The organism is Nonomuraea sp. NPDC026600 (genome assembly GCF_040638335.1).
Classification (GTDB): Bacteria; Actinomycetota; Actinomycetes; order Streptosporangiales; family Streptosporangiaceae; genus Nonomuraea.
The window spans coordinates 128,595-141,152 of the sequence record NZ_JBEZYD010000009.1; the positions used below are offsets into that span (position 1 = coordinate 128,595).

The 12,558-nt window shown below is 67.8% G+C and carries 9 protein-coding genes; 3 read left to right on the top strand and 6 right to left on the bottom strand.

Features of this window, described 5'->3' with window-relative positions:
• Nucleotides 1–8: 8 nt before the first annotated feature.
• Nucleotides 9–734 carry a TetR/AcrR family transcriptional regulator gene (locus tag AB0F17_RS22435; RefSeq protein ID WP_358025826.1) on the bottom strand — a complete coding sequence of 242 codons (726 nt, stop codon included), beginning with the start codon at nt 732–734 and terminating at the stop codon, nt 9–11.
• A 483-nt stretch (nt 735–1,217) separates the two neighbouring features.
• Between AB0F17_RS22435 and AB0F17_RS22440 the strand changes: the two genes are divergently transcribed.
• Nucleotides 1,218–2,747 (top strand): MFS transporter, encoded by a 1,530-nt coding sequence (locus AB0F17_RS22440; protein ID WP_358025828.1) that lies wholly within the window; start codon nt 1,218–1,220, stop codon nt 2,745–2,747.
• A gap of 18 nt (nt 2,748–2,765) precedes the next feature.
• Here the strand turns inward: AB0F17_RS22440 and AB0F17_RS22445 are convergent, their stop codons facing one another.
• Nucleotides 2,766–5,516, bottom strand: a complete 2,751-nt coding sequence (locus AB0F17_RS22445) for an AAA family ATPase (protein WP_358025830.1) — start codon at nt 5,514–5,516, stop codon at nt 2,766–2,768.
• Between the two features lie 448 nt (nt 5,517–5,964).
• Between AB0F17_RS22445 and AB0F17_RS22450 the strand changes: the two genes are divergently transcribed.
• Complete coding sequence (locus tag AB0F17_RS22450; RefSeq protein ID WP_358025832.1) at nt 5,965–6,741, top strand: alpha/beta fold hydrolase; 777 nt, start codon at nt 5,965–5,967, stop codon at nt 6,739–6,741.
• Here AB0F17_RS22450 and AB0F17_RS22455 read toward each other — a convergent pair.
• From AB0F17_RS22455 to AB0F17_RS22470, 4 genes are read right to left on the bottom strand one after another with little or no spacing between them, the layout of a single operon-like run.
• On the bottom strand, nt 6,738–7,598 hold the full coding sequence (locus tag AB0F17_RS22455; RefSeq protein ID WP_358025834.1) for a 3-hydroxybutyryl-CoA dehydrogenase: 861 nt from the start codon (nt 7,596–7,598) through the stop codon (nt 6,738–6,740). The genes AB0F17_RS22450 and AB0F17_RS22455 overlap by 4 nt on opposite strands.
• The gene (locus AB0F17_RS22460; protein ID WP_358025836.1) at nt 7,595–8,620 is read right to left on the bottom strand and encodes a ketoacyl-ACP synthase III; all 1,026 of its coding nucleotides are present in this window, start codon (nt 8,618–8,620) and stop codon (nt 7,595–7,597) included. Before AB0F17_RS22460 ends, AB0F17_RS22455 begins: the two co-directional genes overlap by 4 nt.
• 31 nt (nt 8,621–8,651) lie before the next feature.
• On the bottom strand, nt 8,652–10,016 hold the full coding sequence (gene ccrA, locus AB0F17_RS22465) for a crotonyl-CoA carboxylase/reductase (protein ID WP_358025838.1): 1,365 nt from the start codon (nt 10,014–10,016) through the stop codon (nt 8,652–8,654).
• 23 nt (nt 10,017–10,039) lie between these two features.
• Nucleotides 10,040–11,443: a carboxyl transferase domain-containing protein gene (locus tag AB0F17_RS22470; protein ID WP_358026204.1), complete on the bottom strand. Its 1,404-nt coding sequence runs from the start codon at nt 11,441–11,443 to the stop codon at nt 10,040–10,042.
• A 499-nt stretch (nt 11,444–11,942) separates the two neighbouring features.
• Between AB0F17_RS22470 and rfbC the strand changes: the two genes are divergently transcribed.
• On the top strand, nt 11,943–12,554 hold the full coding sequence (gene rfbC / locus AB0F17_RS22475) for a dTDP-4-dehydrorhamnose 3,5-epimerase (RefSeq protein WP_358025840.1): 612 nt from the start codon (nt 11,943–11,945) through the stop codon (nt 12,552–12,554).
• The last annotated feature ends 4 nt before the right edge of the window (nt 12,555–12,558 follow it).

The following is a 12,558-nucleotide window of genomic DNA, read 5'->3' on the forward strand; positions in this document are numbered from 1 at the left end:
CCCGTGTCTCACAGCGCCTTTCGCAGATCCGGCTCGTGTCCGGCCGAGCCGGCCTTCTCCCCCTTCTCAACGTCTCTCTCCTCAGCGTCCCGCTCCTCGATGAAGACGGCGACCCCGTCGAGCAGGCGGCGGATACTGAACCAGAGCCATTCGTCGATGTGGGCCACTTCCTCCTGCCTCTCCAGCAGGCTCGACAGCATGGGGAAATGGCCGGATTCGAGAATCTCCGACAGCATCGGCATCTTGGCCGCGCGCCACTGCCGCGTGGTGACACCGGTACGCCGCTCGGCCTCCCATTCGCTGACGCGAAGCAGGGCGGCCCCTTGTACCTGAGCGCTTACCGCGATGGTCACCCAGTGCATCATCACCGGATCGAGACCGAGACCGTCCAGGGCGCCCATGGCCCGTTCGAGGTCGGCCAGAACGTTCGGCCCGAGCGGCGGCTGAGGGGTCGCGATGACCTGCAGCACCCACGGATGCCGGGAATAGAGCCGCCACTCCCGCAGCGCGGACAGTTCGAGCCGGGAGCGCCAGTCGGCCGGGACGGGCGTCAGATTCTTGTCTTCGCCGTGGACGCGATCGACCATCAATTCGATCAGGGCGTCCTTGCTGGTCACGTATCGGTACAGCGACATCGTGCCCACGCCGAGCTCGGTCGCCACCCGGCGCATGGACAGCGTCTCCAGCCCCTCGGTGTCGGCGATCTCGATGCCGGTGCCCACGATCCGTTCCAACGTGAGCCCTTCGCGAGGTGCTCGCGGAGCTGGAACGGGTTCGGGCTTGGGTTCGGGTTCGGATTTGGGTGGCCGGCTGTCTTCTCTGACGGGCTCGGGGAGAGGCGCTTCGGAACAGGGCCGTGCGCGCGCAGCCACACGCGCTCTGTATGCCCGAGCCTGGCACGACCGCGAACAATATCGCGGTCGTCGCCCCCGAGGTGCGGCACACAAAGGGCTGCCGCATTCTGCGCAGGTGAGCATCTGGCCTCACAGATTTTGTCACGCGCATCTTGATATGTGTAGAAATTCTATCATATGAGTTCGTGACGAAATTGATCGCCAAGCGTGATGGAATACGCGGAGGCCCCGCCGAAAAGGCGTGATATATATCCGCAAATGCCGCTTTGTCGGAATTTATTCCCCGGTTCGTGTCGTAAGTCCGGCCGGAGGCCGAGATGAGTACGGCGTATGCACTCGTACACGGTATCTGAGGAGTGTGGGATGGAAACGGAGCCAAAGATCGCCGGACGACGAGAATGGATAGGACTGTCGGTTCTCGTCCTGCCCGTCCTGCTGATCTCCATCACCGTCACGGTCCTCTATTTCGCGCTGCCGTTCCTCAGCGCGGATCTCCAGCCGAGCGGGCCCGAGCAGCTCTGGATCGTCGACATCTACGCCTTCTGGCTGGCGGGGCTGCTGATCGTCATGGGCACGCTCGGCGACAGGATCGGCCGCCGGCGCCTGTTGCTCGTCGGCGCCGCCGTCTTCGGGATCACGTCCGCCGCGGCCGCCTACGCGCCCAGCGCCGAGATGCTCATCGTCCTGCGTGCCCTGCAAGGGGCGGCGGCCGCGACCCTCATGCCGTCCACCCTGGCGTTGATCCGCAACATGTTCCACCAGCCTCGGCAGCGCCGGCTGGCCATCGCGATCTGGGCCGCCGGCTTCTCCGGAGGCAGCGTGCTCGGCCCGATCGTGGGCGGGTGGATGCTCGAGAGATTCTGGTGGGGCTCGGTGTTCCTGATCAACGTGCCGATCATGATCCTGCTGCTGGTCCTCGGCCCGATCCTGCTGCCGGAATATCGCGATCAGCAGGCCGGCCGGCTCGACATGGTGAGCGCCGCACTGACGCTGGTGGCCGTGCTCCCGGTCGTCTACGGAGTGAAGGACATCGCCGAACAGGGCCTGAGCTCGACCGCCGTGCTCGGCATCGCCGTGGGCCTGGCCGCCGGCGCCTCGTTCATCTGGAGGCAGCGCACGCTGACCGACCCGATGCTCGATCTGCGCCTGTTCGCGGATCGGGGGTTCGGCATCTCGCTGATCACCAGCACGCTCGCCATCTTCGCCCTCATGGGGCTGTTCTACTTCATCGCGCAATACCTGCAACTGGTGCTGGGGCTGCGCCCGTTCGTCGCGGGGATACTGACGCTGCCCGCCGCGGGCATGGCCCTCGTCGGATCGATGCTGGCCGTGGTGGTGGTGCGATGGGCGCGCCCCGGGTTCGTCATCGGCGGTGGCATGCTGCTCGCGGGTGCGGGGTTCGCGGTGCTCTCGCAGCTCGAAGGGGAGCCGGGCGTTCAGACACTGGTGATCGGCCTGGCGCTGCTGGGCGCCGGACTCGGTGCCGTTCAGGCGGTGGCCTCCGATCTGGTCGTCACGGTGGCGCCGGAGGAGCGGGCCGGCTCGGCGTCGGCGGTGCTCGAGGCCGGTACCGAGTTCGGTGCCGCGCTCGGTGTCGCGGTCCTGGGCAGCCTCGGGCTGGCGATCTACCGCTGGTCGTTCGCTGCTCCGGCCGGGCTGCCCCCTGAGGCCGCCCAGACGGCGCGCGAAACGCTCGGCGGGGCGGTCCAGGTGGCCGCCCGGCTTCCGGATCAGGCGCGGGCGGCCTTGCTCGCCGCGGCGCGTACGGCATTCACCGGGGGCATGCGGGTGGCCGCGATCTCAGGTGCGGTCGTCCTGGTGGCCACGGCCGTCATGGCCGCGATCCAGCTCCGGCAGGTGACCATCGAGGAGAACGCCGACCAGGCGAGGTGAGTCGGCGGAGTTCCACAGTCAGCGGAGTTCCACATAGGAGAACTGCGCGGGCAGGTCCCTTCGGCCACGGACGTTGAGTTTGCGGTAGATCCGGGTCAGATGCTGCTCGACGGTGCTGACCGTGATGTAGATCTTCCGGGAGATCTCCCGGTTGGTGTAGCCCAGTGCCGCGAGGGAGGCCACGCGCTGCTCGGCGTCGCTCAGCAGGCCCATGCTCTCGGTGTCCTCCGTCTCCTGCTCGGCTGGATCGTCCTGTCGTACCGCCCAGCGCAGCGGCTCCGCCTGGCACTCGTCGGCCACCCTGTCGGCCCAGTAGCCGATCATCCGGGCCTTGTGGAGCTCGCCGATCTCGTTGAAGGCATGGGTCAGATCGACGAGCGCGTAGGCCATCTCCAGCCGGTCTCCGGCGCTCTGGAGCATGTCGACGGCCTCCCTGAGCAGAGCCGGCCGCTTCTTGAGGTCGCCGGTCGCGGCCAGCAGCCGGAGCGTGGCCCCTTTGGCTTTGAGCGAGTCGCCGCCGGGCAGGTCGTACGGTTCCTCGAGGAGGGCGCGCGCCTGGTTCGGCTGGCCCATCTGCATGAGCGCGGCGGCCGCGCCCTGGCGCCAGGGCACCAGCACGGGTGTGTCGAGGTTCCAGGCGCGCATGAGCCTCCCGCAGCTCAGGAAGTCGTTGAGAGCCGCGTGCGACAGGCCCGTCGCCAGGTGGAAACAGGCCCGTGCCTGGAGATAGTGCAGCCCGAACCGGCTCTGATAGATCGCCGCGGGGACGGGATGCCTGAGCAGTTGGGTCGCGACATCGAACTTCCCCATTTCGGTGTTGGTGCGGATCAGGGCGGCCAGCGGCAAGCCGATATGAATCCCCATACTTCGACTTGGTAATACATCTAATGCGATAGAGGCATATTTATGGGCAATCGCCAGATCCCCTTGGCGAATGGCGATGTGCGCTCGGAAGCCCGCCAGCAAGGCCCGCCAGGTGGGGGAGCGTCGTTGGACGGCCTCTTCGAACAAGACATCACAGAGTGGGGCCGCTCGATCCGCCTGATCGGAGTAGAGCAGTGTGAAAAGGGAGGATTCCACGGCTTCAAGATTCGCATCGTCCAGCGTCGCGGACTGGAGGACGCGTTCCGCGGTCGCGATCTTGTGCTCGTCCTCCTCCGTTCTCAGAAAACCGGACAAAAGGGCGGCACCTTGCAGCTGCCATACGCCGGCTGCCGGTTTGGCGGTGTCCATAGAGGTGTCCGCCGCATCGAGCAGAAGCGGGGGAAAGGCGGAAGCCAGCCACTGATGAGTGACGCCGAGCCGGAAGAGTGTCTCTTTCTCGGCGGATTCGGCGGCCATGGCGTTCAGCCGCCGCAGCGCCTCCGCGGCCTCCTCGAGCCGCCCGTGCCACAGGAAGAACCTCAGCAGCATGCGGACGTCTTCGAACCCGAGGTGGCCCTCTCGCGCCATCGCCATGAGCGGGTCGAGGTGCTGGGCGGTGGCCGCCGGATTGACCAGCCACTCCGTCCGCGCGAGCGAGGCCCGCAGGGCCGCGCGCCGCGTGTCATCGTGACACAGGTCGATCGCCAGCCTCAGGCATTGGACGGCGAACTCGTGCTCGTCGTTGAGCAGCGTCTGGTCGGCGGCTTCGCGCAGCTCCACCATCGCCCACGGCTCCAGGCCGTCGGCGGCGTGGATGAGGTGCTCGGCGACCGCGGTGCTCGCCGCTCCCTCCGTGTGGAGGAGCTGGGCGGCCCGCCGGTGCATGTCCTTGCGCTGCTCGGGGTCGAGGTCGTCGAGAACGGCCGACCGGGTTTCCGGATGGCAGAAGCTCTCTCCGTCGACGATGCCGACGGCGGCGAGATAGTTGAGAGTCTGCTGAACGGTCGCCGCCGGAAGTTCCAGCAATTCGGCCAGCAGGTTCGGAAAGGCGAGATCGCCGAGTACGGCGAGGCCGCGAGCGGTGCGCAACGAGGTCGGGTCGGTGCGATGCAGGAGGGCGCGCACCGACCGGGAGAAGGCATCTCCGATGACCAGCGAATGCGATTCGCCCGACTCGTGCATGTAGTCCTCGACCAGAGCCTCGACGAGCAGCGGATTGCCGCCGCCGGCCGCGTGGAAGTCCGGGCCGAGTTCTTCCGCCTTCTCCTGGTCCATGGATTTGCAGAGCATCTTGGTGACGCCCTCCTGGGACAGCGTGCCCAGTCTCATGTGCTGGCAGTGCGGATGGCGCATCAGGTCTATCTCAATAAGCGGATCCATCCCCTGTGGATTCTCGGTCGCCGTCACCACGACGAATACATTGGCATTGTTGAGCCGCTGCACGAAATTAAGCAGGAGTTGCCATGACAATGCGTCCGAATATTCGACGTCGTCGACGGTGATGAGCACCGGCGAGCTGGTGGAGAGCTCCAGCACTATCGCCCACAGCCCCTGAATGGTGTGCAGCCAATCGGGATTGTGCGGCGACTCGCCGATCGACTTCGCGCTGAAGGCGGCCTCCTCGATCAGCCGGGCCGCCTCCGAGGCGTGCTCGATCGGCAGCGCCGCGCTGTGGAAGCACTGGCTGGCCATCCCGAGCGGAAGAGTGCGGTCGGTCCGTGAGCAGGTGGCGCTCAACCAGGTGACGCCGGCCGCGGCCGCGCGCTGGCTGAAGGTGTAGGCCAGTTCGGTCTTGCCGACCCCGGTGGGTCCCGTGATCACCATGACCCGGCCTTTGCCGTGAATGCAGTCCCTGAGCAGATCGTCCAGATCCGTGATTTCGTGGTCACGCTCGATGAGGGTCATCGTCTTTCTCGTTCGCCCCCTTACACCAGTATGAGGGGCCGTGCCCGTCCCTGGTCCTGGCCCGAACCCTTTCTTGTCATTCTCGTACTGCCGCCACGCCGCCTGTCAATACATTCGGACAACACTCGGAAGTGTTCGCGGATTTCATCACGTCGAGGCTCCGCTATTTCATCACTTCGTCACGGATGCGCTTCGGTATCGAAGCCCCCCTTAGTGCCCCTTACTCGACGGGCAAAACCTAGGGGTGGCCTCGCCTGCGTGTCCGGACTGAATGAGTTATTCTCCTGTTCATCGTAAAGATAGCAGGGTGGAATGTGCGCGGCGGTCGGTGGTGGGTAAGAGATTTCACGAGCCGGGATCGGTCGAGGTGAATCAAGAGTTGCCGCTGATATAGCCCACAGCTTTTCTTGGTTTAATCCGGTCCGAAATGAGCGAGAAAGGGATTGCCGTGAGTGACGTGGTAAACACCGATGAGGCCTGGATCCGGCGTTACCATCCTTCGCCCGAGGCGTCGTCCGTACTCGTCTGCCTGCCGCACGCCGGCGGCGCGGCCAGCTTCTATTTCCCGGTCTCGGGGATGACGCCGCCGTCGGTGGAGGTGCTGGCGATCCAGCTCCCCGGCAGGCAGGACAGGCGCGGTGAGCCCGGCGTCGAGAGCATCGGGGAACTGGCCGATCGCGTCGTGGAGACGCTGCGGCCGTGGACCGGTCTGCCCGTGGCGCTGTTCGGGCACAGCATGGGCGCGACCGTCGCCTTCGAGGTGGCCCGCAGGCTTGACCGGAGTGACACGGCGCTGCTGGGGCTGTTCGCGTCGGGGCGGCCCGCGCCGTCGGTGCTCCGCCCCGCCGGTTCTCAGCGGCGGACGGACGCGTGGCTGCTGGCCGAGGTGCGCGAGTTGGGCGGCACCCACGCGCAGGTGCTCGGCGACGACGAGTTCGTCCGCGCGATACTGCCCGCGCTGAGGAGCGACTACCGGGCGCTGGACACCTATCGCTACCTGCCCGGGCCGAGACTGTCCTGTCCCATCTTCGCTCTCAGAGGCGAGGAGGATCCCAAGGTCAGCCTCGACGAGGCCCGGGCATGGCGCGAGCACACCGCGGCGGGATTCGAGCTGCGTACCTTCCCCGGCGATCACTTCTATCTCGTGGATCACGCGACGGAGGTCATCGCCCTCGTCGTCGACCGGATGCGCGGGGCGCTGGAAGCCTTCGACCAGCGGGTCTAGGAGTAGTCGTAGAACCCGCGGCCGGACTTCCTGCCCAGCAGACCGCCCTCCACCATGCGCAGGAGGACCGGTGGCGGTGAGTAGCTCGGCTCCTTGAACTCCTCGTACAACGCGTCGGCGATGGAGGCCACCGTGTCGAGTCCGATCAGATCGGCCAGGCTCAGCGGGCCCATGGGATGGGAGCAGCCCAGCACCATGCCGCGGTCGACGACCTCCGCGGAGGCGAACCCGGACTCCACCATTCTCATGGCCGCCAGGAGATAGGGGATCAGCAGGGCGTTCACCACGAACCCCGCGCGGTCGGCTGATCGGATCACCTGCTTGCCGAGCGTCGCGGTGACGAACGACTCGGTCTGGACCTTCGTCTGATCCGTCGTCAGCAGCGACCCGGTCAGCTCCACCAGCGAGAGCACGGGCACGGGGTTGAAGAAATGGACACCGATGACCTGGCCGGGACGGCCGGTCGCGCGCGCGAGCCTGATGATCGGAATGGACGACGTGTTGGACGCCAGGATGGCGTCGGGGAGTTCCACGATCTTGTCCAGCGCGCCGAACAGGTCGAGCTTGGTCGACTCCTGCTCGGGGACGGCCTCGAAGACGAGCTGCCGATCGCCGAGATCATTGAGGTTCGCGGTGAAGACGACGCGTCCCATCGCCGCGTCCCGCTCCTCCTCGGTGATCGTCCCTTTGCGCAGGCCGCGGTCGAGCGATCTGAGCAGGCGACGCCGTCCCTGGGGTACGGACGCCTCCGTGGAGACCGCGACCCGCACGTCGAGGCCCGCGCGGGCGCACACGTCGGCGAGGCCGGAGCCCATCACCCCGCAGCCTACGATGCCGATCCTGTCGAACTGGGTCATCTCGCCTCCTGTGGCGCTCTGGCCGTCCAGCGGAGCAGGCAGGCGCCGACCGACATGCCGCCGCCGAACCCGGCGAGCAAGACGAGATCGTCCTGTTTGAGGATGCCCGACCGATTGGCCACGTCGAGCGCCACGGCCACCGAGGCGCTGCCCAAGTTGCCGTACCGCTCGACTATGCGTGGGGTGTGCGTGCCGGTGAGGCCGCAGCGCTCGACCAGCTCCGTCATCAGGCGACCGTTCGCCTGATGCGGGAAGAACGCATCGATCTCGTCCAGCCCGAACCCGGTGCGGTCCACCAGGCTCTTCATCGCGGGCGGCACGTGCTCCAGCACGAACTCCGTGACGCCGCGGCCGTCCATTCTGAAGTAGTGCTCGCCGTCCGCGACGGTCTTGTGGGAGGCCGGATGCCGGCTGCCGCCCGCCTTGATGCCGATGAGCCGGTGGGCGGCGCCGTGGCTCGACAGCTCGAAGTCGATGAACCCCGACGGCCTGGGTACCGCGCCGACGATGGCGACGCCGGATCCGTCCCCGAACAGGACGGAGGTGCGGCGGTCCGCGTAGTCGAGCTGCCTGGAGTACAGATCGGCGCCGACGACCAGGGCGTAGGTGTCCGGGCGGCGCGCGATGAGAGCGTCGGCGATGGCGAGGCCGTACACGAATCCGCTGCAGACGACGTTGATGTCGAAACAGGCGGCGGAGTGCGCGCCCAGCGCGTCCTGCACGAGGTAGGACGTGGGCGGCTGGGGGGAGTCGCCGGTGGACGTCGCCACGATGATGTAGCCGATCCGGCCGATGTCGATGCCGCTCCGCCGCAACGCGTCCAGGCAGGCCTGTACGGCCAGGTCCGAGGTCGCCTCGTGCGGCGCGGCGCGACGGCGGGACTCGATCTGCGTCTTGCGCAGGATCCACTCCGCGTCGACGCCCGCCTGGCTCGCCAGGTCCTCGTTGGCGATCTCTTCCGCGGGGAGGTACGAACCGGTCGCCAGGATTCCGGTCGAGTGTGCGGCCACTTTCTGAGCCACGGTCAGATCCGCCTTTTCCGGGAAGCCACGCCTATGCCGGCGTCGAGGGGGTGGGGGTGGCGTCCACCAGGTCGCGCAGCGGGTTGAGGCGGTCCGCGCCGAGCTCGGCGCGCCGCGCGGGGTCGGTGACGCCCATTCCGGGCTCGGGCGCCATGCAGAGCACGCCGACCTTGCCGATGTGGCCGTTGGTCTGCACCAGCCGGGTGGCTTCCGCGACCTCGTCCAGCGGGTAGACGGTGGACAGGGTCGGCACCACCTGCCCGAGGTCGAACAGCCGCACGCACTCCCGCACCTCCTGCAGGTTCGCCCCGTGGCTGCCGATGATGCGCTTGAGGTGCATCCAGAGGTACCGGTTGTCGTAGTAGTGCTGGTAGCCGGTGCTGGAGCCGCAGGTGACGACCACGCCGCCGCGACGGGCCACGAACACCGAGATACCGAACGTCGCCTTGCCCACGTAGTCCATGACGATGTGCGGATCCTCCCCGACCGCCGAGCGGATGGCCTTTCCCAGCCGCTTTCCCAGCGTGATCGTCTGCTCGGGGGTCATCTCGACGTCGTCGGTCATCCCTATCTCGTTGCGGTTGATGACGACGTCACAGCCGAGACTTCTCAGGACCTCGGCCTTCGACTCCGAGCCGACGACTCCGACGGGGATGCCGCCGCCGTTCTTGACCATCTGCACGGCGTACGCGCCGAGACCGCCGGCCGCGCCCCAGATGAGGACGACGTCGCCCTGTTTCATGCGGGCGCCTCGGGGGCTGACCAGCATGCGGTAGGCCGTCGCCGCACACAGGGGGATGCAGGCGGCCTCCTCCCAGGTCAGGTGGGCCGGCTTGGCCGCCAACTGGCTGGCCCGGGCCAGGGTGTAGTGCGCCAGGCCGCCGAAGTTGGTCTCGAAGCCCCAGACCCGCTGCTCGGCGCCGAGCATGCCGTCGGCGTGCGTCGCCGGTTCCTGGTCGTCGACCTGGATCGGGCTGATCACGACGTGATCGCCGACGCGCCAGCGTCGCACGCCCGCGCCGGCCGCGACGACGACCCCGGCCCCGTCGGAGCCCAGCACGTGGAACGGCTGGTCGTGGCGCGCCGCGAACGCGCTCGTCCGGCCGAACCGCTTGAGGAAGCCGAACGTCGGCAACGGCTCGAACGTCGCCGACCACACGGTGTTGTAGTTGATCGAGCTGGCCATGACCGCCACCACGACCTCGTCCGGCGCGAGTTCGGGCATGGGCACCATGCCGACGCGCAGCGATTTGCGGACGTCCTTGTCGTCCATGCCGGTGAACATCTCGGTGTCCTCCACCCGGAGGTAGGAGGCCGGATACTCCTTGGGCAGCGGGATCTTCGTCAGCTCGCCGGGTGTGGCTCCGCCCAGCAAGGCGTCGGCCATGGGATCCATGTCACTCCTTAGTCGTAAGCCGATCACAGCGGGATGTTCCCGTGTCGGCCACGCGTCGCCGACGCCGCGGCGAGCGCCATGGCGAGCTTGGGCCGGGTCTGCGCGGGGTCGATCACTTCGTCGACGACGCCCAGGTCCACGGCGCGGGCGACGCCTCCTGCCACGCGGGTGTGCTCGGCGACGAGTTGCCGCCGCAGTTCCGCGCGCTCGTCGTCGTGCGCGGCGGCGAGCCGCTTGCGGTGCAGGATGCCCACCGCCGCCTCCGCGCTCATCACCGCGATCTTCGCCTCCGGCCAGGCGAACACCGCGGACGCGCCGAGCGAGCGGGAGTTCATGGCGATGTAGGCCCCGCCGTACGACTGGCGCGTGACCAGCGTGACGCGGGGGACCGCCGCCTCGGCGAAGGCGTGCAGCAACTTGGCGCCCCGCCGGACCACGCCACCCCATTCCTGGGTGACGCCGGGCAGGTAACCGGGAACGTCGACGATCACGATCAGCGGAATGCCGAACGCATTACACATCCGGACGAATCGCGAGGCCTTCTCGGCGCTCAGCGAGTCGAGGCAGCCGCCCATGCGCAGCGGGTTGTTGGCGATCACGCCGACGCTCCCGCCGCCCAGGCGGCCGAGGCCGACGACGATGTTGGCGGCCCAGCGTGGCTGCAACTCCACGAAGGGAGTGCCGCCGTCGAGGATCTCGCGGACCAGCGGGCGCACGTCGTAGGCCCGCCGCGCCCGATCCGGCAGCAGCGATCGCAGGTCCTTTCCGCCCAGCGCGACGCGGGGTTCGACGCGGGCGCGGTGGGCCAGCAGCAGGGTCACCTGCCGGGCGGACTCGTAGGCGTCGCTCTCGGAGTCGACCACGATGTGCGCCACGCCCGACTTGCGGCTGTGCGTCTCGGCTCCGCCCAGCGACTCCATGTCGATCTGCTCACCGGTGACGGACCGCACGACGTCGGGGCCGGTCACGAACATCCGGCCGGCCTTGGCCATGATCACCACGTCGGTGAGCGCCGGACCGTAGGCCGCGGCTCCCGCGGCGGGGCCGAGGATGACCGAGATCTGCGGCACCCGCCCGGAGGCGCGGGTCATCGCGGCGAACATCCGCCCGACGCCGTCCATCGACTCGACGCCGTCCGCCAGCCGGGCGCCGCCGGAATGCCACAGGCCGATCACCGGGCAGCCTTCGCGCACCGCCGTGTCGATGGCGGACACGATCTTCTCGCAGCCAGAGGTGCCCAGCGCGCCGCCCATGATGGCCGGGTCGGTGCAGTAGGTGATCACCTGGTGGCCCGCGATGCGGCCCATGACCGCGGACACGCCGCTGGTGTCGGGGTCGTGCAGCGGCGTCACCGAGTCGGCGTCGAGCAGCCGGGCCAGCCGTACGGCCGGCGCGCGCTGGTCGAGCGGGAAGTGTTCCTGGGTGATCGGCGGGGTGGCGGTCAACGCTGTCTTCCGTTCGCATTCAGGGTGGAAAAGATTGTTTCCCGCATGTTTCCTACCTCCAGCGCCAACGCTGAGGACTTATCGTATGGATTCCAGCAGACTGCTGGAAAATAGGCTTATCCATGCCCTATCTCCACACAACCCTTACGAGTCCCCCTATGTGCCCTATAGCCTTGCCGAGGGAGGCAGAACGCTGGCCTCCCGGTGCCGTTCCCGATCGCCGCGCCGGCGGGCGGAGCCGCCATCGCCGCGCTCGCGTCCGCACGTCAAACCCCGTGCCGCTCCGTATGCGGGTCGTTCCGCCGGAAGGTGCCGGTCCTGCTCCGGGGGAGCGATCCGGAAAAGAATGGCTTTATCGCATATTGCGCCATAGTTGCCGCTAGGGGGGCCGGTAGGGGTTGTTTCGCGCGTCTCCAGCGGCCAATCATGGTGCCGTCATTTCGACGTACGGCACCATTTCCTATGCCTGAAAGGTCAGCACATGGAGATAGCCGAGCTTGGAGTCGAGAGTGCTTTTCTGATCACGCCGGACGTTCACTCCGACCACCGGGGGCTTTTCCTCGAAGTGTTCAGCCAGCCGGTGTTCGAGCGGGCGGTGGGTCATCGGCTGTCTGTCGCCCAGCTGAACTGCTCGGTGTCCCGGCGCGGGACCATCCGCGGCATGCACGCCATCGCGCTGCCGGGCCAGGCCCGCTATGTCACCTGCGCGCAGGGGGGCATCGTCGACATCGTGCTCGACATCCGGGTCGGCTCGCCGACGTACGGCGCTCACGTCGCGGTCGAGCTGACCGCCGCGAACCGGCGGGCCCTGTATCTGGCGGAGGGGCTCGCGCACGGGTTCGCGCCGCTGACCGACGACGCCACCGTGGTCTACCTGTGTTCGAGCACCTGGTCGCCGGGCGCGGAGGTCATCATCAACGCGCTGGACCCGGAGCTGGGCCTGCCCTGGCCCACGGAGCTCGGCCCGGTGCAGTCGGACAAGGACGCGGCGGCGCCCTCCCTGCGGGAGGCCAGGGAGCTCGGGCTGCTGCCCACTCTCGCCGAGTGCCAGGCGCGGTACGCCGAACTCGCCGATCTCACGCTGACGAGGTGACGGT